This window comes from Streptomyces sp. BF23-19, assembly GCF_041106355.1.
GTDB classification, from domain to species: Bacteria; Actinomycetota; Actinomycetes; order Streptomycetales; family Streptomycetaceae; genus Streptomyces; species Streptomyces virginiae_A.
Window position 1 is genome coordinate 1 of the sequence record NZ_JBGBPT010000008.1, and the last position, 21,658, is coordinate 21,658.

Consider the following 21,658-nt stretch of genomic DNA (forward strand, 5'->3'; position numbering starts at 1 on the left):
TCCGGATCATGCAGGACGACCTCCGCGTACGGGCCGAGCAGCAGCGCAACGGCCTGGGCCACCGGCGCCCACAGCCGAATTCGAGGGTCCTGAGTGTCTTCCACTTCACCCATGCCTGGACTGTAGGTCCAATCTGGATGAAAAGTCCAGACTGGTCGGCTGGCCAAACGAATCGCGCTCAAGACGCACCGCCCGCTCCTGCAGGAGCCTGCGGGACGTCGGGAGCACTCGGTGGAGTAGGTCGTTCATCGAGATCTTGCGGTGCGGAGTGGGGGCTGGTCACGGAGCGCCGAGCCCCAACCGCCGCGGGCAAGCACACACGCCCAGCTGGACTGCCCGCACGATCCGGCACTCGCGCGTTTCTCGCGTCCCTGGTCCGGTCCTTTCCACGCTTTGCCCAGTTCGGCTCCTCGACGCGAGCGCAAGTACGTCAGCTGCCGCCTCGGACTGCCCGCCCGCGCCTCCAGCGTCGTGCCGGGTGCCAGCCCTTTCGCCGTGCGGATGCACACGCTCTATCGAGCTAGTCGAGCTGAGCGCCTCCGCTGAGAGGGCGGAGCCGCGCTGGATTACCGAAGTCACAGGCCGTTGATACGGGCCATCTTCCTCGCGGTCACCGGTGTGAAGTTCGCCGTCATGAAGCGGCTCGAATGACGGACCTGCCGCGAGTCCACAATCCGAGCCTGCGCCAAAAGCCGGCGGCTGCGCAACGTCACCTCCAGCTCGAACCGGGCACGAGGATCACGGAGCTGCGATCCGAAGAGTTTCTCCAATTGGCGCATGCGGTACCGCACGGTCTGCGGATGCACGCTCAAGGCCTTCGCGACCTCCGGGGCGCCTCCGCGTTCGAGCCAGGCAAGCAGAGTGACCTCGAGCCGCTCGCTCTGGCGTGGGGTCAGGTCCGCGAGCGGCTTCAACCATTGGGCAGCCAACGCCTCGGGCAGTGTTTCGTCCTGGAGGAGCATCAGAGTGGAGAGATGATCGTCGACGAAGACGGGGCGTATGTCCTGACCTTGGTGGGCCGTGGTGAGGCTGAGCAGGCGAAGAGCCCAGCGCAGGGAGGACGCGGTATCCGCCAGGGGAACCTCGTGTCCTACAGCTGCGAGGCGGCCGCGCAGCGGGGACTCCAGCCACGCCCTGGTGTCCGAGCCCGCGCTTGGAACGAGCAAGCAGGGCCGGCCCGCGAACACGCCAGGGAGGGAGTCGTGCAGGACAGCCGCAAGCTGTTGCGGCTCTCCGGGGGTTGCCAGCATGACGCCCCGCATGGCGGGCGGGAGGGGCCAGGCTGCATCCTCGGCCAGCTCAGCGAGGGACCGCTGCGGGGTGGCTCTGGCGTCGGTGAGAGCCTTGAAAAGATGCTGCCGTGGCTGGTCGGGCCGTGCGGCAGGCTCTCGCCAGTCCCCTGCGGAGGCCCGGTCTGTGGCCCCGTGTCCATCGTGGTGCGCCGGTCCGGCGCCGGTGTGGCGGGCGGGTTTCTGGGTGGCCGGCGGGCCTGCCTCGTGTCTGCCTTCCTGTGGGACGTTGCTCTCGTGTTCGAGGCAGTGATCCCCGCCATTCATGCCCTGATTCTCCGGCTGCCGGTAGCCAAGGGCGGCGAACAAGGCTTCCTCCAGCGACCGCCTAAGCAATTCGTCGTGGGTCTCGTTGCCGTTCACAAGCACAGAAGAGCCTGGTGTCCCTCGCAGAAGCTCCTCCACTATCTCGTCGGCCAGCACGGGGAGCTCCGTGCGCAGGACGCGGATCCACTCGCTTGGGGTGCTGGACAAGGTGCGGTTCAAGAGTTCACACATCGTCTCCTCGTTCCTGCCGGGGGTGGGGCCGCTCGGGTGGGAAAGAGACGGGCCGGCCAACTGAGGCCGCGTTACGATCCCCGTCAGCCGCAGCCGGGTTGGCGCAGCCCCTTGCCCGCCTATTGCGGGCCAGTTCTCCAGGTTCTTCCCGCAGATCTACTTCGTTCCCGATGTCGGGATGCGGCGGGTGGCTGGCGGCCAGCTGACGATCGTGACCGCTGTTGGAGGAGGATCTTCCGGATTGTTCGATGTTCGGAGAGACGCGCGGAAAGTTGTCACCTTCCGATAAATCTCTGAAGGTGCCGTATGTCTCCACGATCCTTTCTTCTCTCCCAGCTCGGCCATGCCCACGGACCTGGGAGAACCAGGGGCAGCCGGCGGAGCCGCTTCTGGGTGTCGGATGCTCGCCCGGCGGATCAGTGGAGCGAGAAGATCCGCTCGCTGGTTCTGGCGCCGTTGTGCCGGACGCTCGACCCAACTGCTCAGCGCCCGAGCAGTGCGGGCTTGGACGAGGTCGCAGGCGGCCGGGTCGTCGACGGCGGACGGCATCGCCTCGACCTGGCGGCTGCAGGCGGGTCCGCGGTGCGGAAGCGCGCCGAGGGTTTGCGGGCATTGTCCGCGCCCGTGCCAAGGCTGCTGAGCTGCCGGGTGGGGATGCCCGCCGGGCTGAAACAACGCGCGAATCCGGCTGGCGGTCGAGCCCACAGTTTTCTGCGTACGAGAGGCCCCTTTGACGTGGGCAGGGCCCGCCTTTCCAACGGCTCCCCGAACGTGTGCCAGGGCCCGCTTGAGCCCTCTGCGCTACTGGCGAGGGCGGCGCCCCCCTCTTGAGCGGCGATAGTCTGACGACGCGAGTCCTGTCGGTGCCCCAAGGCGCAAGAATGCTGTCGAGGGAGGTGGTCCCATGCCGGTGGCGCGTCTGCTCGTCGCCGCTCTCGTCCTGATGCTGCTGCCCACCGCGTGCTCGGACGGTGATGTGCCGGATCGTCCGTCCGGCGCGATCGCCGTGGCCACCGGAAATCCGGGCGGTGTGTACGCGGAGTACGGGGCCGGCTATGCCGATGTTGTCGGGCGCCGGTTGCCGGACGCGTCGGCGCGGGTGCTGCACACCGGCGGGAGCGTGGAGAACCTGCGCAAGGTGGAGGCTGGTCAGGCGCAGGCCGGTTTCGCTCTCGCCGATGCCGCCGCTGACGCCGTCGCCGGACGCCCGCCTTTCTCCCGGCCGCTGCCGGTGGTGGCGCTCGCCGCGTTGTATGACAACTATGTGCAGCTGGTGGTCCGTGCCGACAGCCCGGTGCGCAGTGCGAAGGCGCTGCGGGGGCTGCGGGTGTCTGTGGGGTCCGACGGGTCGGGTACGGCGCTGATCGCTGAACGCATCCTGAAGGTGGCCGGCCTTTCGCCCCAGACGGATGTGACGTCGCTGCGGCTGAATGTGCGCGAGTCTGCGGCCGCTCTGGCGGCTGGGCGGATCGATGCGTTCTTCTGGAGTGGCGGTTTGCCGACCGGGGCGATCAGCGAGCTGCGCCGCGGGACGGAGATCCGGTTGGTGGATCTTGGCGACGTGGTCGGGGAGCTGACGCGAGCCTATGGCGAGTTGTATACCGAGACCACGGTACCTGCTGTGGTCTATGGTGCGCAGAGCGCGGTGACGACGGTGAGCGTGCCGAATTTCCTGGTCGTGCGGCGAGACATGGCGGAGTCAGAGGCGTATTGGCTGACCCGGTTGCTGTTCGACGGGCAGGCGCAGCTGATTCGGGCGCATCCGGAGGCCCGGCGGCTGGACCGGCGGTCGGCGATCGCCACTCATCCGCTGGAGCTGCACCCGGGTGCTGCCCGATGGTATCGCGAGGCCCATCCCTGAGGTGAGGGTCAGGAGATTACTGCGGGCTGGTGGATCGCGGGCGGCTGGGGTGCGGCGGGTAGTCGTACGGTCGCGATGAGTCCGTGGGGTTGTGCCGCGGCGAGGTGGAGTTCGCCGCCTCCGGCTTCGACGAGGATCCGAGTGAGGGCGAGGCCAAGGCCTGTGCCGGGGATGTTCTGGTGGCGTGTGCTGCGCCAGAATCTACCGCCCGCCTGGGCGAGTTCTTCCGTCGTCAGCCCAGAGCCCTGGTCCTGGACGGTCACCTCCACCATGCCGTGTTCCTTGTCCGCTGTACGTCCGTGCGGTGGGCCGGCGGTGTCCACGGTGGGGGTGGCCGGTGCGTGTGTCACGCGAATGTCCACGGGTGAGCCGTCGCCGAACTTGAGGGCGTTGTCGAGGAGGGTGTCCAGGGTCTGGTCGAGGCACTCAGGCAGGGACAGTGCGCTGATGCCGTCGGGAATCCGGGTGGTGAGGGGGACGCCTTCGGCGTCGAAGGCGGCCCGCCAGGCGTCGGTACGGTGGGCGACCACGGCCGATACGTCGACGGGTGTCCGCTCCGCCTCGGATGCCTCCGCTCTGGCCATGCGCAGCAGTCCGTCGAGCATCTGGCCGAACCGGTCGGCCTCTTCCACCGCGCTGTGGAGTTCGTGCAGGCCTTGGGGGTCGTTCACGAAGTCTTCCAGGTTCTCCACCCGCAGCCGGAGCGCGGTCAGTGGGTTGCGTAGCTGGTGGGAGGCCTGTGCGACGAAGGCGCGCTGCTGTTCCTGGGAGGCGTGCATGCTGTCGGCCATGGCGTTGAAGCTGTTGGCGAGGCGGCGTAGTTCCGGGGCGCCGGCCCGGTCGGAGACGTGGGTCTTCAGGCGCCCGAGGGCGACTTCGTGGGTGGCGCGGTCGAGTTCGTGGACGGGGCGCAGTACCCAGCGCACGACGGGGGCGGCGACGGCGATGAGGACGATGGCGAGTGCGGTGAGGCTGCCGAGGATGACGAGGGTCAGGTAGTCGGCGACTTCGGACCGGGCCCGGTCGGTGGGGGAGATGATCAGCACCGCGCCGAGGATGTGGCCGTCTCGTTTGATGGCGTCGGCGTGGATGAACGGGCGGTCGTCCCATGGCCATACGACGCTGGGCCGCTCTGGGGGCCGGTCGGCAAGGGCCTGGAGGAGCGCGGAGCGTACGGCGGGTTCTTCGAGGTCGATGGGGCGCGGGGCAACAACGGTTGTCTTGCGGTCGGCGTCGACGACGGCGACTTGGGAGTCGTACAGGCCGGTGTAGCGGTCGGCGGCGGCTTGGAGGCGGGCTGTGCGTCCTGTTTCCAGGGCGGTGGCGGCCATGTCGGCGAACCAAGCGCTGTCCTGGACGCGTCCGGTGAAGGATGTCTGGATGGTGCGGTCGGCGGTGGCTCGTACCAGAGGCACGCTCAGGGCGACGATGAGGCCGGCGACGAGGGCGCAGACGATGACGAGGAGCCGGCGGTGCATGGGGGGCTCAGCAGCCGGCCGCCGCGGGCGGCGGGGTGGAGTCCGGGGTGGAGGGGTTTGTGGTGAGGCGGTAGCCGAAGCCGCGGACGGTCCGCACGAGGTTTCCGGTGCGCCCGAGTTTGCCGCGCAGGGTGGCCACGTGGACGTCGAGGGTGCGTGACATTCCGTCGTAGGCCGTTTGCCAGACCTCGACCAGGATCCGGTCCCGGGATACGGCGGCGCCGTCGGCGCGGGCGAGGACGGCCAGGATGTCGTATTCCTTGCGGGTCAGGGGTACGGGCTGTCCGTCGAGGGTGACCGTGCGTTGTGCGAGGTCTATCGCGAGGCCGTCGTCGAGGGTGAGGAGGGGTTCTTGGCGGGGTTGGTGGTTCATGCTGCGCCGCAGGACCGCTTCGATGCGGGCGAGGAGTTCGGCGGTGCCGAAGGGTTTCACTACGTAGTCGTCCGCGCCGCTGCGTAGTCCGCGGACGCGGTCGGGTTCGCTTCCGCGGGCGGTGACGGCGATGACGGGGACTCCGCCGCGGGCCCGCAGTTCGCGGCAGACCTCGATTCCGTCCCGGTCCGGGAGGCCCAGGTCGAGGAGAACGAGGTCGACGGGCGGTGCGGCAAGGGCCTGGGCGGCGCTGGCGGCGCGCTGGACGTCGTAGCCATTGCGGCGCAGGGCAACAGCGAGGGCTTCGGCGACTCGATTGTCATCTTCGACGACGAGTATGCGCAACGCGTCCTCCCGGTGCTTCCCTGGCTGGTCCTGTGCCCCCGCCCCGACGTGCCTGTGGGTGGCGCGGCACAGGCTGGTGCCTTGGGGCCAGCGTAGGAGTGATCCAGGTCACTGAATCCTAAACCTACGTTAAGAGGGCGGGCTTTCTCTGTCGCCTGCTTGTTACGGCTGCCACGGTCTGGACATCGCAGCGTTCATTCCGAGGAGGCCGTCATGGGCATGGTGGAAGCGCCGTCGGTACCAGGGCAGCGGACAGCGGACGAGCTGGTGGCCGAGTTCGACCAGGAGCGACCGGCCCGAAAGCTGTCCCCCGTAGTGTCCGCGGCTGTGTCCGCGGTGTGTGCCGTGCTGTCGGTCTTCGTGCTGTACGCGATCTTCTTCCCGGTCGCCAAGGGCGGCCAGTACTACCTCACGCTCTTCCTCGCCGCGACGTTGCCGCTAATCTTCCTGACCTATCGCGGGACGGTGCGGGTGCCCGCCTTGGCTCTCCCGTGGCGCCGGCGCGATGCGGCGGGGGCAGCCAGGGAGACAGTGAAGGGGACGGGCGGAGCGGCACGGCACGACGACCCGGGCTGGTTCGACTGGATGCTGGCCGCCTGCGCCCTGGCGGTCTGCCTGTACCCGCTGTTGGAGTTCGACGCTTTCATCGAGCGGCGGCAGCTGCCCACCTCTCTTGACGTGGCCATGGGCATCGCCATGATCCTCCTGGTGCTGGAAGCATGTCGGCGGACCACCGGATGGGTACTCCCGGCGTTCTGTACGGCGTTCCTGCTGTACGCGTACTACGGCGGGCTTCTTCCCTACCAGTGGTCGCTGGCGCACGGCGGCTTCGACATCGACGCGATCTCCGCCCACTTCTTCATGAGCACCGACGGTGTGTACGGCGTACCGCTGAACGTGGCCGCCACCTACATCGTGCTGTTCACCATCTTCGGCGCCGTGCTCGACATCTCCGGAGCCGGCAAGTTCTTCATCGACCTGTCGTTCGCGGCCTTCCGCGGCTCCCGAAGCGCGCCCGGCCGCACCGTGACGGCCGCGGGCTTCCTCCTCGGCACCGTCTCGGGTTCCGGTACCGCCACCGCGGTCAGTCTGGGATCGGTGGCCTGGCCCGTGCTGCGCAAGGCCGGATACAGCAAGGAGGCGGGCGGCGGCGTCCTGGCCGCCGCGGGGATCGGCGCGATCCTCTCCCCGCCCACGCTGGGCGCCGCGGCGTTCATCATCGCCGAGTACCTCAAGACGAGCTACCTCACCGTCCTGCTTTACGCGCTGGTGCCCACGCTGCTGTACTACCTGGGCATCCTGCTCGCCGTGGAGATCGACGCCCGCAAATACCAGGCACGGCCCGTGGTCGACGACGAAGCCACCTCCGCATGGAGGCTGCTGGGCAGGTTCGGCTACCACTTCCTGTCCCTCTTCATGATCATCGGTTTCATGGCGATGGGACTTCCCCCGTTCAGGGCCGTCGTCTACGCGACCGCCCTGCAGTTCCTGCTGTCGTTCCTCGACTCCCGGCACAGGATGACCCCGCGCCGGCTGTACAGGGCACTCGCCGAGGGCAGCAGGTCAGTCCTGCCGGTGGTCGCCACCTGCGCCGCGGCGGGCATCATCGTCGCGGTCGTCACCCAGACCGGACTCGGCCTGAACCTGGCCTCCGTCATCGTCGACGCCGCCGGTCTGTTTGGAGACAACCCGACGGTGGAACTGGTCGTGACCGTCATCTTCGCGGCCCTCGCCGTATCGGTCCTGGGACTCGCCGTCCCGGTCACCGCCTCGTTCATCATCTCCGCGGTCATCATCGCGCCCGCGCTGCTCTCGCTCGGGGTGAGCACCCCCGAGGCGTACATGTTCATCTTCTACTACGCCGTACTGTCCGAGGTCAGCCCACCCACAGCGCTCGCGGCCGCCGCCGCGGCCGCCATCACCGGCGGCAACCCCATGCGCACGATGGTGGCGACCTGGAAGTACTCACTGCCCGCTTTCCTGGTCCCGTTCGCCTTCGTCCTCACCGACAACGGCTCGCAACTGCTGGGCACCGGAAGCCTGACTGGCGTCCTGTGGACGACCGCGGTCTCCGCACTCGCAGTCGCCGCGCTGGCCGCCGCCACCGGAGGCCGCCTGCTCGGCCCGGCAGGCCCCGCCGAACGCGTGCTGTGCGTCATCGCGGCCCTGTGCCTCCTCTACCTCGAACCCGCTGCGATCGCTGCTGGCCTGATCGCGCTCGCCCTCGCCGTCGGCGTGCGCATGGTCCGCCGCAGGCAGCACTCCCCCGCGCCCCACCAAGGACACGGCCTTCAGGCCGAAGCCGTCACGGAAGGACACCTCCCCTCATGAAGCACCTCACGCGAACCGCGCGCCTGGCCGCCCCCGCCCTGGCTCTCACGCTCGCGCTCTCCGCGACCGCTTGCGCGGGAGGAAAGCAGGACGACAACGGGACCGCGAACAGCGGCAAGGGAGGCCGGCTCACCATCGCCACCGGACCCACCACAGGCGTCTACTACCAGATCGGCGGCGGACTGGCCGACCTGATCTCCGACAACGTCGACGGCTACCGGGCGACCGCCGCCACCACCGGCGCATCCGTGCAGAACATCCAGGGCCTTCAGGCCGGCAGCTACGACCTCGCCTTCTCCCTCCTGGACACAGCGCAGGACGCCGTCCAGGGCAAGGGAAGCTTCGACAAGCCACAGGATGTCGAAGCCCTCACCCGCCTGTATCCGAACTACACACAGGTACTGGTCCGAACGGACTCCAACATCAAGTCTTTGCAGGACATGAAAGGCAAGAGGATTTCCACCGGGGCTCCCAACTCCGGGACGGAGGTCATCGCCAGACGGCTGCTGACAGCCGCCGGACTGGACCCCGCCAAGGACGTCACGGCGGAACGACTGGCCCTGCCGGAATCGGTGGACGCCATGAAGGACAGCACCATCGACGCGATCATCTGGTCCGGCGGCCTGCCCACCGGCGGCATCACCGACCTCGTCACCAGCCTCAAAGACAAGGTCCGCTTCCTCGACATAACCGCACAACTACCGGCCCTGAGCAACGAGTACGGCGGGGTCTACCAGAAGGGCTCCATCCCGGCCTCCTCGTACAACCAGCCCGCTGCGGTCTCCACGATCGTGGTACCCAACGTCCTGCTCGTCAGAAAGGACTTCGACCTCGAACTCGCCGGAAAAATCGTCAGCCTCGTCTACGAGAAGAAGAACGAACTCGAGAAGGTGAACGCCGCCGCCAGCGAAATCGACCCCGCCCAAGCGGACGACGTGGCCCCCATCCACCTGAACCCCGGCGCCGAAAGGGCGCTCAAGAACCTGGCAAAAACGCCCTGACACCTCCCCGCGCCATGCCCGCCGGCCGTTAGGCAGGCTCAATCACCAGCGGCCGGACCCCCGCGACAGACCCGGCCCCCTGACAAGCCATACCCTCCCCCGCTCCCCCGCGATTCACTGCCCCAGGGCACTGGCGTTCCCCGGCCACTCGTGCCGGGCCGCCCGCCCTACCCCAAGGGTGATCACGATGTGCGCCATGAGACCGTCACGCTCCCGCAGCTTCCCGATAGTCGCGGAGAGACAGGCAGTGCCCAAAGCCCGCCGACTCGTGCTGGCCGTGGTTCGCGAATGGGATCTGCAACTCACCCCAGAAGCACTCGAAGAACTGGCACTGCTGTGCAGCGAGATCATCGCCAACGCCGTACGCCACACTCCCGGACCCTCCACAGTCACCGTCCTGTGGACCGGCTCACGACTGCGCGTCGAGGTCACCGACACCGCCCCCGGCCTGCCAGCTCCCCGAGGATGCACCCTCAACGCCGAAAGCGGCCGCGGCCTCATGCTGATCGCTGCAATAGCCACCGACTGGGGAACCACACCCACCCCGACCGGAAAAGCCGTTTGGTTCGAGATGGCACCCGCAGCCACCGAAGAAGAAGACGAGCAGCACCACGGAGACCAGGAAGTCCCTCGAAAGCCGACCCCACCCCCGCACCCGACCGCTCTTTGCCGCCGGACCACGCCGAGAACGTACGCAGCAGGACGCCGAAGCTGATACACGCCCCACCGCTCTCGCGCCGGTACCCAGGTACGTCCGCCACGTCCGGACGCAAGCACCCAAAGGACGCCCAGGGTCGACCTGAGCTTGTTCCGCTTTGACGGACACCGTTGGTGGTCAGGCTGCGAGTGCGGTCTCGAATTCGGCGGGACTGCGGTAGCCGAGGGCCAAGCGAGGAGCCCTTGCCGGGACCGGACCGGCTCTTGCCTGCTCACCTGTCCGCAAGCCAGCGCCTTCTCCTAGTACTCCGGGTCTGTCAATCGAACGGTGTAACGAGGGCGGTTGGGGTTACTGGCGGGCTGCGGAGAGTCGGCCGTCGAAGGTGATGTCGAAGGCGTTCAGGGCGGTCTTCCAGCGCATGGTCCAGCGGGCCTGGCCCTTCCCGGTGGGGTCAAGCGACATGATCGCCATGTAGACGCACCTCAACGCTGCGGTCTCGTTCGGGAAGTGCCCGCGGGCCTTGACCGCCCGCCGGATCCTGGCGTTCACGGACTCGATCGCGTTGGTGGTGCAGACGATGCGGCGGATCTCGGTGTCGAACCGGAGGAACGGCGTGAACTCCTCCCAGGCGTTCTCCCACAGGCGCACGATCGCCGGATACTTCCGGCCCCAGGCGTCGGCGAACTCGGCGAACCGCTCCAGGGCCGCGTCCTCAGTCGCCGCGGTGTAGACGGGCTTGAGGAGCTTGGCGATCTTGTCCCAGTCCTGGCGGGCGGCATAGCGGAAGGAGTTCCGAAGCAGGTGGACCACGCAGGTCTGAACGGTGGTGCGGGGCCAGACCGTCTCGACGGCGTCCGGCAGGCCCTTCAGGCCGTCGCAGACGAGCATGAGGACGTCGTTCACGCCGCGGTTCTTGATCTCGGTGAGGATGTGCATCCAGTGCTTGGCACCCTCACCGCCGTCGCCCGCCCACAGCCCCAGGATGTCCCGCCGGCCCTCGACAGTGACGGCCAGGGCGACGTAGATCGGCCGGTTCGCGACGGCGCCATCGCGGATCTTCACGTGGATCGCGTCGATGAAGACCACCGGATAAACAGGGTCCAGGGGCCGGTTCTGCCACTCGGCCATGCCGTCCATGACCTTGTCGGTGATCGTGGAGATCGTCTGCCGGGAGACCTCGGCGCCATAGACCTCGGCCAGGTGGGCTTGGACCTCGCCGGTCGTCAGGCCCTTCGCGGACAACGAGATGACCATCTCGTCCACGCCGGACAGGCACTTCTGCCGCTTGCGGACGATTTTCGACTCGAAGGATCCGTCCCGGTCCCGGGGCACGGATATCTCGACCGGACCGACATCGGTCAGGACGGTCTTCGCACGGGTGCCGTTGCGACTGTTGCCGCCGTTCTTCCCGGCCGGATCGTGCTTGTCATAGCCGAGGTGGTCGGTGATCTCGCCCTCCAGGGCGGACTCCAGCAGCCGCTTCGTAAGCTGCTGCAGCAGCCCGCCCTCACCGGTCAGCTGCAGGCCCTCGGCCTGAGCCCGGGAGACCAACTCGTCGATCAGCCGGTCGTCCACCGCCTTCGACGGTTTCGGCTCCGCCGGCTCGACGGTCTCGGCCTCGGTCACATTCTCACTGGTCATCGATGCATCTTCCTTGATCGGGAGTTACACCGAACGATTTACAGTCCCGATCGACGCCGTCTCCGGAGGTATGCCGATCAACCTCGGCATGCCTCGCCAGGCCCCCGCTCAACCCGCCCGGCAGAAGGGAGCAGCACACCGTTGAGACAATGACGGGATGATCAGCAATGAGATCCGGTTCGACTGCCATCACCGAGGCGACGGCGGCCCACTCGTGGTGGTCCCTCACATCGACGGAGCACCACTCACCGAGCTGATCGACGGATTCGAGATCTCGGCCAAAATGGAACCTGCAGGTGATGCCTACGGTGGTCTGATCCCGGCGTTCTTCCGGTTCGGCCCGATGCAGGACCACTTCCTCGGACGGTCCACCAGCGCCATGGGGCCGAAGACACCCGTCCTCGGTTGCGAATGTGGCGAGTGGGGATGCTGGCCGCTCATGGCCCGTATCACCGCAACAGCCAACCTCGTGACCTGGGACGCCTTCGAGCAACCACACCGCAAGACTCGCGACTACGTGCCATTCGGCCCGTTCCAGTTCGACCGTCACCAATACGACGACGCCCTGCGGACCCTGAGCGCGGCGATCGGCTCCGACAACGACGAGACAAGAGCATGAACACTGCCGTGTCAGCCCGTCCTACCGACCGCCGTAGCGTCGCATCAGCGCAGAGCGAACCTCTGACGTACCTCTGAGCGCGGCCATTTCCTTCGGCCCCTGCACAACTCGACACGCCCCCGTGTCCTGGTCGACGAGGATGGGCCAGTTCCCTCCGACCCTGATCTGGCGCCCTTGTTCGTCCTTCGCAGTGGGATACCAGGTGAAGCCATAGACACCAGTGACCGCCGGGGTCGCCCACACGCCAAGCCTGAAGGCCCACTCGTCCCAACGGTCAGTCAGAGTCCGACCGAAGTCTTCGGCCAGTCTCCGTGCTTCGATCTCCTCCAAGAAGCCCCTCCATCACTCTTCAACACTTGAGAGAGCAGACGTTACGGGACTCAAGCAGGCAACCGAACGGGAGCTCCTGCGGTACACGTATCTCTGTGCTTGGCGGTGCACACAACGCAGAGGAGTACGCGGACAACTGGTTCAGAGAAGTGACCAGGCCAAACGAGATGGCGCCGCTCCAGATGGGTCGCACGTCGGAACCTTCCGCCTGGGCCCCTGACCCCAGGGTCGCACCAGCGGAAGACGGCTGCGGGCGGCGTACACTAGGTGGGCGCGGAAGTGGAGGAGGTGCGCGGGGGCGGCCCCGTCGCGGCCTGGATGGCCAGGCCGCACCCCGCACCAGGGAACCTACCCGCCCACCTCTGTCCCACCTGTGGTCGGGTAGCCGGACCGCGGGCGCTCGGCCGGTTCAGGCTTCCAGTACCCCCAGCCCGGAGTCGGCCCGGCAGATCGCGCACGCCTCCACCCCCTGCGTGAGGGCCTGGACGGCCTGCTCGCGGGAGGCGGGGCGGGAGCGCGCCATGCCCATGGAGCAGCCCCCGGTGTGCACCATCACGGGCCGGCGCACCGCGCCGATGCCGTACTGGATCCGCCACTCGACCTCGAGCTCGGGTTCCCCGCCGGGTGCGGCGACGGCCTGGTGGTGCAGGTCGGAGCGCGCCCGGCCGGTCAGGGGCTCACATCGCCAGTGGGGGTGGGAGCCGATGAGGCAGAAGAGCCTGGTCAGCTCGCTCCGGAGCTCGGCCGTTCCCGTCGCCGGCCGCAGGGCCAGGCGGTTGAAGGTGCGGATCTGCTGCTGCTTGAGCTTGATCAAATCCTCCGAGGCCTCCGCACGGTGGGCGAGGGCCTGTGAGCTTTCTAGTGCAGACAGCGGGGTGTCGCCGGGGAAGGGATCCCTGTCCGGTCAGGCGGGCTGCCCGTTGATGCGTGCGGTGTCGGTGTTGGCCTGGCCGGGGATGCCGGCGGGGCCGGGCGTGCCGTCCGCGCTGGTGCCCAGGCTGGTGCCGGGTCCGGTACCAGCCTCGCCGCCGTGGCTGGCAGGGCCTGCGGTGACGGTGATCTTGTCGGCCTGGGCGTTGACTTCGCCGGTGTTGGCGGTGCCGCCGTTTCCGCCGCGGCCGCCGTCGCCGCCGGTGTCCGTCTGTGCGCTGGCGGTGTGGAGGGCGTAGGAGGAGGGCTCGGGACAGCCCTTCGCCGCGGGCGGCGAGGTGGAGCGCCCCCTTGCCCGCCGTGGAACCCTCGCCGGTCAAGGGGTTGCCCTCCTCTCCTTCGCAGGCTTGCCCAGCGTGGTCCGTCAGCTGCGGGGTCCCTCCCCCAGCGGCCGGCGCCCAGACGAGGCGGAGGTAGCCGACGCCAGGACCGACGGGCGGAGCTCGTCCTGCGCGACGCGCTCCGCGGCGGTCCCTCGGGGAGCCACCGGCGACTCCTGGTCGGCAACGGTGGGGAACGGTCCGTGCCCGAGCGGGCGGCGCATGGTGCTCATCGCCGAAGTTTCGCAGCAGGTCTGACAACCCGTCCGAGGAGGGCTACATCGGGCGTGGGTCAGGCGTGGCGTAGGTGATGCCGATGTCTCCGGCGGTGGTCGCGGCGAGCGCCACAACCTTCCAGATCTCGGCAGGAACCCCAGCCCTGGGGCCGTCGTACGTGTCGTTGAGCAGATCCACGGGCAATACCTCAGATTTGCCGTCCGGCCCCTTGGCCGTAACCCTGGCCTGCGGTGGGGCATTTTGCCGAGCCTTCTCGAGGCATCGCGGCACCGCGAACATTGATGGCCGTGAACATCCTTCGTAGGTGGATCGCCGATCCGGGATTCTTTGAGGTGGGGGCGATTCGCTGCGTCAAGGCGCGAGCTCCTGCTTGATCTGTGCGACCTGCGGGCCCGAGTCGGTCTTCGGCATCGCCCAGCGGTACGCCTGCCCAGCGCCATCGGTGTAGAGGAGCATGCCGCCCGCCTGCGTCACCTTGACATCGAAGACGACGCCGGCCCAATCGAATGTCCCGGGCGAGATGAAGCTCGCATTGAAGCTCTCAGCGACCACGTTGAAGGCCGAACCGTTGCCCTGCTTGATGGCCTCCCCATCCGGGGCGACCCAACTCCACCCGCCATTACTGATCGGCGAAGTCTGAGCGGTGCCCACCGGAGCCGTCGCTACCACCTTGACCGTGACGAACACGAAGCCTTCGGCCTGCGGCTTCTCGGAGGTCGACCCGGCCTGCAGGTAGGCGATCGAAGTGGGGGTCAGCTCGAGACGCCCGAGGCCGCCAGCTCCGACGGTCTCAACCCTCGTCCCGAGCGCCAGCGCACCTGCGGACCCAGTCGCCGAGGGCCGTGCGGTCGGATTGGCGTCCGGCTTGGGTGGAGCCTCACCTCTGCAGCCGGCGAGGGCAAGCGAGGCGAGGAGGAGGGCGGCGATTCGTCTGCGCATGTGCGTCCCCTGGGATCGAGTGGAGCGACCGTAGCGCCAGCGCGCGGACGCGGGGTACGTTGTTCCCGAACTGGTACCCCGCACCTCGCCCTCACCGCTCTCGCGGTGGGGGTTTCTTGCTGTTCGGGCTGTTCATCAATGGATCCGTTTCCGCACACCCCCGCGACACGCCCGGGAGCCGGATTCCGGGACCAGTTCCAGTGTCCAACAAGGGTGTTCAGGAAGTCTCGGCGTGCAGGACCGCCGGCACCTCGGTTTCTGTACGGTGACGGCCATGAGCAGCAGCCTGGCCCAGTGGGCCGACAGCGGCGACGACGTCCTCGACGCCTTCCCCGCCAACCTGACCGGCGTCCTCGTCGGCTACGGCCGCGTCTCCACCAAGGGCCACCTCCTCGACCGGCAGATCCTCGCCCTGGAGGGCGCCGGGTGCGCGCGGATCTTCGCGGACAAGCTGTCCGGGAAGAACGCCGAGCGGCCCGAGCTGTGGAGGGCTCTCGACTACGCCCGGCCCGGCGACACCCTCGTGGTGCCCTCCCTCGACCGGCTTGGCCGCTCCATCCAGGACCTGATCGCCATCGTGGCGGGCCTGCGCAAGCGCGGGGTGGGTTTCCACTCCCTGCACGAGTCCCTGGACACCACCACCCCCGGCGGCCGGCTCGTCTTCCACGTGTTCGCCGCCCTCGCGGAGTTCATCAGGGAGCTGATCATCCAGGGCACCCACGAGGGCCTGGCCGCCGCACGCGCCCGCGGGGAGCGGATCGGCCGCCCGCCGGCCATGAACGCCGAGCAGATCCGCCACGCCCGCGCGATGCTTGCCGACCCGGAGCCCACGGTCACCTCGATCGCCAAGCTCCTGGACGTCTCCCGGACGACCCTCTACAAGTACGTGCCCGAGCTGAAGGCCGGCGGACGCCCCGTCATCGGCCCACAGGTCCACTGACACCGCCGCGCTGTCGATCTCGGCCCGGATGAACGGAGTCGCGGAACATCTCGTCGCATCGGCCGGTGGATGGGCGCTTCACGCATCTCCCGATGGTTCATCAGGAGCGGTACCCAGAAGCGTTCTTGCAGGTCAGGATGCACTCGCTGTCGACTTGACCGCGACCGGGTTTCAACGGCTCAGCAACCACATAGAATTCGGGCTACCTCACGGAGGCTGCCTCCAAGTGCCCTGCCATTCGGCAGGGGCCCCTATCGGGGGTCACCTCAGGAGCACCGGGAGGCGCAACATGGCGAACACCGACGGCACGGACAACAAGGACGGGGAGGAACCCGACCGGCGCAGGCCGCCCTGGCAGCATGCTCTGGTCTTTTGGTCCCCGGTGTGCGTGCCGGTGATCGCCGAAGTGATGAAGTGGTTCATCCCCCAGGGGTGACCAGCGCGCAATGAGACGGCCGGAACCGGTGCCGGGGCAGCAAAGAGCCCGGCCGGATTGAGGTCGGCCGGGCTCGTAGCAGACGCATCACTGGGAGGGTTCGGCCTGGTTGCACCCGGGTCGGGCCCTCCACTGCGCTGCGGGCTTGCGTGCATGCAAGCAAGGCTTGCGTGCACGCAAGCTACATCGTATCCACCGACGCGTAAAAGTTGATTGGCAAGTACAGACCTAGGTCAGCTGTCCGCGTCAGGACGAGGGCTCCCATTCTTCGGGGCCGCCACCTCTCCACTCCACGAAGTCGGGGTCGGTGAGGTCAACGTCCTCGGCATCCTGCAGGCCGGCCCCAGCGAGGAAGACTCGGATGTCGGCCGGGCGGTGGGCAACTCCGATGGCGGCTCCGTCGTACCTCACCCGCCGCCAGCCGTTCGCGTCGGGCGGGTAGACGACCAACTTCGCGGGCATGAGCCCAGCCTCGGGTGGCCCGGGTCCGTCGGCATCTGCCCGCATCCGAATGGGTGAGACCTGCCAGCGACACCGCTTGCGTTTCCGCCAGCGAGAACACCTGTGGAAAAGCCAGCTGCAAAGACTGCGGAAGTGCTGACCTTTGCGCGGCTTCTCTCGCCTGCGGATAGGACTGCCGGATTGCGCTCGTCGAACTTCAATGCCTGGGTGTGCGGGGGCCTTGTTCGTGTCCCTGGAAGGCGGCCCAGTGCGAGCCGACGCCGTCACGGTGAAGCAGCCGGCCGTTGTGCTTGGCCTTCTCCAGCGCTGTCTGGCCACCGAAGTCGGCGAGGGCCTGGCCGTCGTAGAGCGGGTGCCCCTTGTAGTCGCCGACGCACTCGATCAGCCCGACACGGTCCAGCTCTGCCAGGACCTCCGGCGCGACCTTGACCAGAACTTTCCGCCGAGGAAGTGGCCGCCATCGGCCGTGCTGGCCCCTTCGCGTTTCATGAGTGGTCACCCATGTCTCGTACTCCGCCGGCTCGACACCGCCGCCCCACTGGTGCAGGGGCGGTATTCGTGGGCTGCGCTATTCCTCCCGGGGCCGGGTAGCACGTTGCCGTCTCTGCCCGTCCGGGCCCTGTCCCCGCCTCGTCATCTTGTTCGTATACGGTGCGCCGGTACATCTGCCGGAGTGTGGTCGGGGAGCGAGTGATGGGCGCGGTGTCGGGACCTGCGGGCACGGGCGAGTTGAAGCGGCACCTGGGTGTCTTCGATGCCGTGGTGATCGGCCTGGGGTCGATGATCGGGGCGGGGATCTTCGCGGCCCTGGCTCCGGCGGCCGGTGCGGCCGGGTCGGGGCTGCTGCTCGGCCTGGCACTGGCTGCGGTGGTGGCGTACTGCAACGCGATGTCCTCGGCGCGCCTGGCCGCCCGCTACCCGGCCTCCGGAGGCACGTACGTCTACGGGCGGGAGCGGCTGGGCGAGTTCTGGGGCTACCTCGCCGGCTGGGCGTTCGTGGTCGGCAAGACCGCCTCCTGCGCGGCCATGGCACTGACCGTCGGCTCGTACGTGTGGCCCGGTCAGGCACACGCCGTCGCGGTCGCCGCCGTGGTGGCGCTGACCGCCGTCAACTACGCCGGGGTGCAGAAGTCCGCCTGGCTCACCCGCGTCATCGTCGCCGTGGTCCTGGCCGTGCTGGCCGCAGTGGTGGTCGCCGCGGTCACCTCCGGCGACGCGGACGCCGCCCGGCTCGGCATCGGTGACGACGCGACCTTCGGCGGGATGCTCCAGGCGGCGGGCCTGCTGTTCTTCGCCTTCGCCGGCTACGCCCGCATCGCCACGCTCGGGGAGGAGGTCCGCGACCCCGCCCGCACCATCCCGCGGGCCATCCCACTCGCTCTCGGCATCGCCCTGGTCGTCTACGCCGCCGTGGCCGTCGCCGTCCTGCTCGTGCTGGGCCCGCAGGGACTCGCGGACGCCACGGCTCCGCTGTCGGATGCCGCGCGCGCCGCGGGCGCGGACTGGCTGGCGCCGGTCGTACGAGTGGGCGCCGCGGTGGCCGCGCTCGGATCGCTCCTCGCCCTGATCCTCGGGGTCTCGCGCACGACCCTGGCGATGGCCCGCGACCGGCACCTGCCCCACGCCCTGGCCGCCGTCCACCCGAAGTTCCAAGTGCCGCACCGCGCCGAACTCGTGGTCGGCGCCGTCGTCGCAGTGCTCGCCGCGACCACCGACGTCCGCGGGGCGATCGGCTTCTCCTCCTTCGGCGTGCTCGCCTACTACGCCATCGCCAACGCCTCCGCCTGGACGCTCACCCCGGACGAGGGCCGACCGGCGCGGATCATCCCGGTCGTCGGGCTGGCCGGCTGCCTCGTTCTCGCTTTCGCCCTCCCGGCCTCCACGGTGATCAGCGGCGCCGCGGTCCTGACCGCCGGCGCCGCTGCCTACGCGGTACGCCGTGCGGTGATCGCCCGCAGGCCGTGACCCCGGCAGACTCGTACCCCTGTGGTTCAACGGGTGCGGCGGGAGCGGGTCAGAGCCCGCCCGCCCAGGGCAGTGCCGGCCAGACCCAGCAGCAGGGCGACGTAGGCTCCGCCCAGTCCGTTGCCGGTGCCGAGTCCACCGTCGGCGGTGGCCGCGACCAGAGCGCCGAGGGCCATGGCGGTCAGCCCCGAGCCCACGGCCGCGGTGGCCCCGAGCGACCCGTTGGCAATGCCGAGGCGGCCGGCGGGCCGGGTCACCGCGAGCACGGCGATGACCACGGCGGCCAGCCCGAGCAGCCCGCCGGTGGTGGCTCCGAGCCTTCCGAGGCTGAAGTCGGTGACCTCGGCGGCGAGCGGCTGGATCGAGGCGTGCGCCAGGCTACGAGCGGACATCAGGGTGCTCCTTCTCTTCCCACGACTGGATGTGGTTCGAGCATGTCGGCCTGGCCCCGGCAGGTCGTCCGGCAGGCGCAGGTACTTCGCGCTACCACGGACGCGGCAGGTGCCGCGGAGCTACTGCGCGCGTGGTAGTCGATTGCTCGTCCGCAGGCGGGATTCGCCCCGTGGCGGGCACGGGCTACGGTGCGCGCATGAACATAGGACGGTTCCGGGTTCGGGCCGGTGTCAGGGACTGGCTGATCGCCGTGGGTGTGGCAGCGGCGCTGCTGGTCACCGGTCTGTCGGGGGACCACTCCGCCACGGGCCTCGGTCTGGTCGGCTACGTGCTGTTGGCGGTGGGCGGCCTGGCGCTGGCCGCGGGCCGCCGGTCTCCGGTTCTCGTTCTCGCGGTTACCGGGCTGTGCGCGGTGGGCTACCAGGCGGCGGGTTTCGATGTGGCTGCCGTCGCGTTCCTGTTCGCGGTGTACGCGGCCATGCGGGCGGGACACCGTATCGTCACGGTGGTGGTGAGCGTGGCAGTTCTGGCCACCCTCCCCGTCGCCGCCCTCGTCTCTGGCCTGCACGACACGGGTGAGGCGTTCGCGCAGGCCCGGGGCGCCCTCCAGATCGCCTGGCTGATCGCTGCTGCCGCCGCCGGTGAAGCCCTCCGGCAGGCCGAGCAGCGGGCCGACGAAGCCGAGCGCACCCGGGAGGAGACCGCGCGGCGCCGCGCCGACGAGGAGCGGCTGCACATCGCGCGGGAACTCCACGATTCGCTCACCCACCAGATCTCGGTCATCAAGGTGCAGTCCGAAGCCGCCGTCCACGTGGCCACGAAGCGCGGCGAACAAGTCCCCGTGTCCCTGCTGGCGATCCGGGAGGCCGGCCGGGAGGCGTCCCGGGAGCTCCGCGCCACCCTGGAGGCCCTGCGCGACGACGACACCACCCCACCGCACGGGCTCGACCACCTGCCGGAACTGGTGGAGCGGGCAGGCAGGGCGGGTCTGGAGGCGACGCTGACGATCGAGGGCCATCGGCACGATGTCCCGGCCGCGGTGGGTCGGACCGTCTACCGGATCGTTCAGGAGTCCCTCACCAACATCGCCCGTCACGCGGAAGCCACCACGGCATCGGTCCGTATCGACTACTACCCGGACGCCGTAGCCCTGCAGGTGGACGACGACGGCAAGGCCACGCCGGAGACCGCCCCCGTGCCCGGCATCGGACTGCTCGGGATGCGCGAACGTGTCACCGCCCTCGGCGGCCGGCTCCGGGCAGCACCGCGGGGCGAGGGCGGCTTCAGCGTCCAGGCCGAACTCCCCGTGGAGCGTGCCTCGTGATCCGTGTCCTGCTGGTGGATGACCAGCCGCTCATCCGCAGCGGATTCCGGGCGCTCCTCGACCTGGAGGACGACATCGAGGTCGTGGCCGAGGCGTCCAACGGGCAGGAGGGCCTGGAGCTCGCCAGAGCCCACCTGCCCGACATCGCGCTCGTCGACATCCAGATGCCGGTCCTCGACGGCATCGAGACGACCCGCCGCATCGCCGCAGACCCGGCACTGACAGGCGTCCACGTAGTCATCCTCACCAACTACGGCCTGGACGAATACGTCTTCAACGCCCTGCGCGCCGGCGCCGCCGGATTCCTCGTCAAGGACATCGTGCCGGAGGACTTCCTGCACGCCGTACGCGTGGCCGCCCGCGGCGACTCCCTCCTCGCACCCTCCATCACTCGCAAGCTGATCAACCGGTACGTCAGCCAGCCGCTCCCCAGCACCACGGGGCCCGCGCTGGAAGAACTGACCAGCCGCGAACGTGAAGCCGTCGTACTGGTCGCGCAGGGCCTGTCCAACGACGAGATCGCGGCCCGCATGGTAATCAGCCCACTGACCGCGAAAACCCACGTCAACCGGGCCATGACCAAACTCCACGCCCGCGACCGCGCCCAGCTGGTGATCCTCGCCTACGAATCCGGCCTGGTAACCCCACGCAACTCCTGACATCCATCAGCAACACCACTGGACCGCATTCGCTGAATGCCGTTGTCACGAAACGCGGGAGGCTGGCGGTCACGGGCCGCCAGGTAATTGGTCCAGCTGTCGTTGGCGTAGCCAGCCCAGCGGTCGGCAGTACTGGGGTGCAGGCCGAACAGGTCGGCGACGATGATCGGCGGCAGGTCGGTGACGGCTTCGATCATTGCGGTATCCAGGTCCCGCCGGCTTCGGTGACCAGGCGGGTGGCGGTCTTGTCGTGATAGCCGAGTGCCTTCGCGATGACGAGGGCCGGGGCTTGGAGGATGAGCTGACGGATCGCGGAGGTCCTGCCGCGTGGCGGAGGGACGCCGATCTCGCGCAGGTGGACTTGGAGGCTGACCGGGTTCATGGGCTGTCCCGGCTGGCGGCCGGGGAAGAGCCACTTTGAGCTCCTGCTGCTGGCGTAGGGCAGGTGCTGGCGGGATTGCATGTAGGCCCGCATCAGGTCGGCGACGGGCTCCGGTAGCGGGGACGGCGGGTCTCCCAGCCGGACCACGACGAGTGGGCGCAACTTGCGCCGCACGGGAATCCTGTAATGGTTGTCATGCCTCGCAGCGTTACATCAACCTGTCGGCATGCACTCTTTGACGCCCAGT

22 protein-coding genes are annotated in these 21,658 nt (G+C 68.7%); 10 read left to right on the forward strand and 12 right to left on the reverse strand.

Annotation, left to right across the window (positions count from 1 at the left end; all coding sequences use genetic code 11):
- Window positions 1-575: 575 nt before the first annotated feature.
- On the reverse strand, window positions 576-1,712 hold the full coding sequence (locus AB8A24_RS06770) for a PucR family transcriptional regulator (protein WP_369475136.1): 1,137 nt from the start codon (window positions 1,710-1,712) through the stop codon (window positions 576-578).
- A 979-nt stretch (window positions 1,713-2,691) separates the two neighbouring features.
- Here AB8A24_RS06770 and AB8A24_RS06775 point away from each other — a divergent pair.
- Complete coding sequence (locus AB8A24_RS06775) at window positions 2,692-3,648, forward strand: TAXI family TRAP transporter solute-binding subunit (protein WP_328959702.1); 957 nt, start codon at window positions 2,692-2,694, stop codon at window positions 3,646-3,648.
- An 8-nt stretch (window positions 3,649-3,656) separates the two neighbouring features.
- Here the strand turns inward: AB8A24_RS06775 and AB8A24_RS06780 are convergent, their stop codons facing one another.
- Both AB8A24_RS06780 and AB8A24_RS06785 read right to left on the reverse strand, forming a co-directional pair.
- The gene (locus AB8A24_RS06780; RefSeq protein WP_369475137.1) at window positions 3,657-5,126 is read right to left on the reverse strand and encodes an ATP-binding protein; all 1,470 of its coding nucleotides are present in this window, start codon (window positions 5,124-5,126) and stop codon (window positions 3,657-3,659) included.
- A 7-nt stretch (window positions 5,127-5,133) separates the two neighbouring features.
- Window positions 5,134-5,844: a response regulator transcription factor gene (locus tag AB8A24_RS06785; RefSeq protein ID WP_369475138.1), complete on the reverse strand. Its 711-nt coding sequence runs from the start codon at window positions 5,842-5,844 to the stop codon at window positions 5,134-5,136.
- Window positions 5,845-6,057: 213 nt separating this feature from the next.
- Between AB8A24_RS06785 and AB8A24_RS06790 the strand changes: the two genes are divergently transcribed.
- The 3 genes from AB8A24_RS06790 (at window position 6,058) to AB8A24_RS06800 (ending at window position 9,891) form a co-directional block, all read left to right on the forward strand.
- Window positions 6,058-8,175 carry a TRAP transporter fused permease subunit gene (locus AB8A24_RS06790; RefSeq protein WP_328959705.1) on the forward strand — a complete coding sequence of 706 codons (2,118 nt, stop codon included), beginning with the start codon at window positions 6,058-6,060 and terminating at the stop codon, window positions 8,173-8,175.
- Window positions 8,172-9,176: a TAXI family TRAP transporter solute-binding subunit gene (locus tag AB8A24_RS06795; protein WP_328959706.1), complete on the forward strand. Its 1,005-nt coding sequence runs from the start codon at window positions 8,172-8,174 to the stop codon at window positions 9,174-9,176. Before AB8A24_RS06790 ends, AB8A24_RS06795 begins: the two co-directional genes overlap by 4 nt.
- A 247-nt stretch (window positions 9,177-9,423) precedes the next feature.
- Window positions 9,424-9,891: an ATP-binding protein gene (locus tag AB8A24_RS06800; protein WP_328959707.1), complete on the forward strand. Its 468-nt coding sequence runs from the start codon at window positions 9,424-9,426 to the stop codon at window positions 9,889-9,891.
- 291 nt (window positions 9,892-10,182) lie between these two features.
- Here AB8A24_RS06800 and AB8A24_RS06805 read toward each other — a convergent pair whose 3' ends face one another.
- Window positions 10,183-11,475, reverse strand: coding sequence for an IS256 family transposase (locus tag AB8A24_RS06805; RefSeq protein WP_328959708.1), 1,293 nt, complete (start codon window positions 11,473-11,475; stop codon window positions 10,183-10,185).
- Between the two features lie 157 nt (window positions 11,476-11,632).
- Here AB8A24_RS06805 and AB8A24_RS06810 point away from each other — a divergent pair, with 157 nt between their 5' ends.
- Window positions 11,633-12,094 (forward strand): hypothetical protein, encoded by a 462-nt coding sequence (locus AB8A24_RS06810; protein WP_328959709.1) that lies wholly within the window; start codon window positions 11,633-11,635, stop codon window positions 12,092-12,094.
- Window positions 12,095-12,833: 739 nt separating this feature from the next.
- Here the strand turns inward: AB8A24_RS06810 and AB8A24_RS06815 are convergent.
- The 3 genes from AB8A24_RS06815 to AB8A24_RS06825 form a co-directional block, all read right to left on the reverse strand.
- Entirely contained in the window at window positions 12,834-13,238 is a 405-nt protein-coding gene (locus AB8A24_RS06815; protein ID WP_328959710.1) for a DUF6233 domain-containing protein, read from the reverse strand.
- A 712-nt stretch (window positions 13,239-13,950) separates the two neighbouring features.
- The gene (locus AB8A24_RS06820) at window positions 13,951-14,088 is read right to left on the reverse strand and encodes a hypothetical protein (RefSeq protein ID WP_328959711.1); all 138 of its coding nucleotides are present in this window, start codon (window positions 14,086-14,088) and stop codon (window positions 13,951-13,953) included.
- A 174-nt stretch (window positions 14,089-14,262) separates the two neighbouring features.
- Window positions 14,263-14,850 carry a hypothetical protein gene (locus tag AB8A24_RS06825; RefSeq protein WP_328959712.1) on the reverse strand — a complete coding sequence of 196 codons (588 nt, stop codon included), beginning with the start codon at window positions 14,848-14,850 and terminating at the stop codon, window positions 14,263-14,265.
- 274 nt (window positions 14,851-15,124) lie between these two features.
- Here AB8A24_RS06825 and AB8A24_RS06830 point away from each other — a divergent pair, with 274 nt between their 5' ends.
- Both AB8A24_RS06830 and AB8A24_RS06835 read left to right on the forward strand, forming a co-directional pair.
- Window positions 15,125-15,790, forward strand: coding sequence for a recombinase family protein (locus tag AB8A24_RS06830; protein WP_369475139.1), 666 nt, complete (start codon window positions 15,125-15,127; stop codon window positions 15,788-15,790).
- Between the two features lie 289 nt (window positions 15,791-16,079).
- Window positions 16,080-16,226 (forward strand): hypothetical protein, encoded by a 147-nt coding sequence (locus tag AB8A24_RS06835; protein ID WP_328959714.1) that lies wholly within the window; start codon window positions 16,080-16,082, stop codon window positions 16,224-16,226.
- A gap of 246 nt (window positions 16,227-16,472) precedes the next feature.
- Here the strand turns inward: AB8A24_RS06835 and AB8A24_RS06840 are convergent, their stop codons facing one another.
- Together AB8A24_RS06840 and AB8A24_RS06845 are read right to left on the reverse strand one after the other, a co-directional pair.
- Entirely contained in the window at window positions 16,473-16,688 is a 216-nt protein-coding gene (locus AB8A24_RS06840; RefSeq protein ID WP_328959715.1) for a hypothetical protein, read from the reverse strand.
- 196 nt (window positions 16,689-16,884) lie between these two features.
- Entirely contained in the window at window positions 16,885-17,187 is a 303-nt protein-coding gene (locus AB8A24_RS06845) for a hypothetical protein (protein WP_328959716.1), read from the reverse strand.
- Between the two features lie 194 nt (window positions 17,188-17,381).
- Here AB8A24_RS06845 and AB8A24_RS06850 point away from each other — a divergent pair, with 194 nt between their 5' ends.
- Window positions 17,382-18,653: an APC family permease gene (locus AB8A24_RS06850; RefSeq protein ID WP_328959717.1), complete on the forward strand. Its 1,272-nt coding sequence runs from the start codon at window positions 17,382-17,384 to the stop codon at window positions 18,651-18,653.
- Window positions 18,654-18,679: 26 nt separating this feature from the next.
- On the opposite strand, the gene AB8A24_RS06855 is transcribed toward AB8A24_RS06850, so the two are convergent.
- On the reverse strand, window positions 18,680-19,045 hold the full coding sequence (locus tag AB8A24_RS06855) for a DUF6223 family protein (protein WP_328959718.1): 366 nt from the start codon (window positions 19,043-19,045) through the stop codon (window positions 18,680-18,682).
- A 197-nt stretch (window positions 19,046-19,242) separates the two neighbouring features.
- Between AB8A24_RS06855 and AB8A24_RS06860 the strand changes: the two genes are divergently transcribed.
- The gene (locus AB8A24_RS06860; RefSeq protein ID WP_328959719.1) at window positions 19,243-20,370 is read left to right on the forward strand and encodes a histidine kinase; all 1,128 of its coding nucleotides are present in this window, start codon (window positions 19,243-19,245) and stop codon (window positions 20,368-20,370) included.
- Window positions 20,367-21,029, forward strand: coding sequence for a response regulator transcription factor (locus tag AB8A24_RS06865; protein WP_328959720.1), 663 nt, complete (start codon window positions 20,367-20,369; stop codon window positions 21,027-21,029). Before AB8A24_RS06860 ends, AB8A24_RS06865 begins: the two co-directional genes overlap by 4 nt.
- Here the strand turns inward: AB8A24_RS06865 and AB8A24_RS06870 are convergent.
- Window positions 20,993-21,226, reverse strand: coding sequence for a hypothetical protein (locus tag AB8A24_RS06870; RefSeq protein ID WP_328959721.1), 234 nt, complete (start codon window positions 21,224-21,226; stop codon window positions 20,993-20,995). The two genes, AB8A24_RS06865 and AB8A24_RS06870, sit on opposite strands and share 37 nt — an antisense overlap.
- Window positions 21,223-21,585: a hypothetical protein gene (locus AB8A24_RS06875; protein ID WP_328959722.1), complete on the reverse strand. Its 363-nt coding sequence runs from the start codon at window positions 21,583-21,585 to the stop codon at window positions 21,223-21,225. Before AB8A24_RS06875 ends, AB8A24_RS06870 begins: the two co-directional genes overlap by 4 nt.
- Between the last annotated feature and the right edge of the window lie 73 nt (window positions 21,586-21,658).

Coding starts and splice junctions, on each gene's coding strand:
- AB8A24_RS06855 (WP_328959718.1), bottom strand. CDS start 19,045: ATGTCCGCTCGTAGCCTGGCGCACGCCTCGATCCAGCCGCTCGCCGCC.
- AB8A24_RS06850 (WP_328959717.1), top strand. CDS start 17,382: ATGGGCGCGGTGTCGGGACCTGCGGGCACGGGCGAGTTGAAGCGGCAC.
- AB8A24_RS06790 (WP_328959705.1), top strand. CDS start 6,058: ATGGGCATGGTGGAAGCGCCGTCGGTACCAGGGCAGCGGACAGCGGAC.
- AB8A24_RS06810 (WP_328959709.1), top strand. CDS start 11,633: ATGATCAGCAATGAGATCCGGTTCGACTGCCATCACCGAGGCGACGGC.
- AB8A24_RS06795 (WP_328959706.1), top strand. CDS start 8,172: ATGAAGCACCTCACGCGAACCGCGCGCCTGGCCGCCCCCGCCCTGGCT.
- AB8A24_RS06830 (WP_369475139.1), top strand. CDS start 15,125: ATGAGCAGCAGCCTGGCCCAGTGGGCCGACAGCGGCGACGACGTCCTC.
- AB8A24_RS06780 (WP_369475137.1), bottom strand. CDS start 5,126: ATGCACCGCCGGCTCCTCGTCATCGTCTGCGCCCTCGTCGCCGGCCTC.
- AB8A24_RS06825 (WP_328959712.1), bottom strand. CDS start 14,850: ATGCGCAGACGAATCGCCGCCCTCCTCCTCGCCTCGCTTGCCCTCGCC.
- AB8A24_RS06870 (WP_328959721.1), bottom strand. CDS start 21,226: ATGATCGAAGCCGTCACCGACCTGCCGCCGATCATCGTCGCCGACCTG.
- AB8A24_RS06835 (WP_328959714.1), top strand. CDS start 16,080: ATGGCGAACACCGACGGCACGGACAACAAGGACGGGGAGGAACCCGAC.
- AB8A24_RS06860 (WP_328959719.1), top strand. CDS start 19,243: ATGAACATAGGACGGTTCCGGGTTCGGGCCGGTGTCAGGGACTGGCTG.
- AB8A24_RS06805 (WP_328959708.1), bottom strand. CDS start 11,475: ATGACCAGTGAGAATGTGACCGAGGCCGAGACCGTCGAGCCGGCGGAG.
- AB8A24_RS06775 (WP_328959702.1), top strand. CDS start 2,692: ATGCCGGTGGCGCGTCTGCTCGTCGCCGCTCTCGTCCTGATGCTGCTG.
- AB8A24_RS06840 (WP_328959715.1), bottom strand. CDS start 16,688: ATGCCCGCGAAGTTGGTCGTCTACCCGCCCGACGCGAACGGCTGGCGG.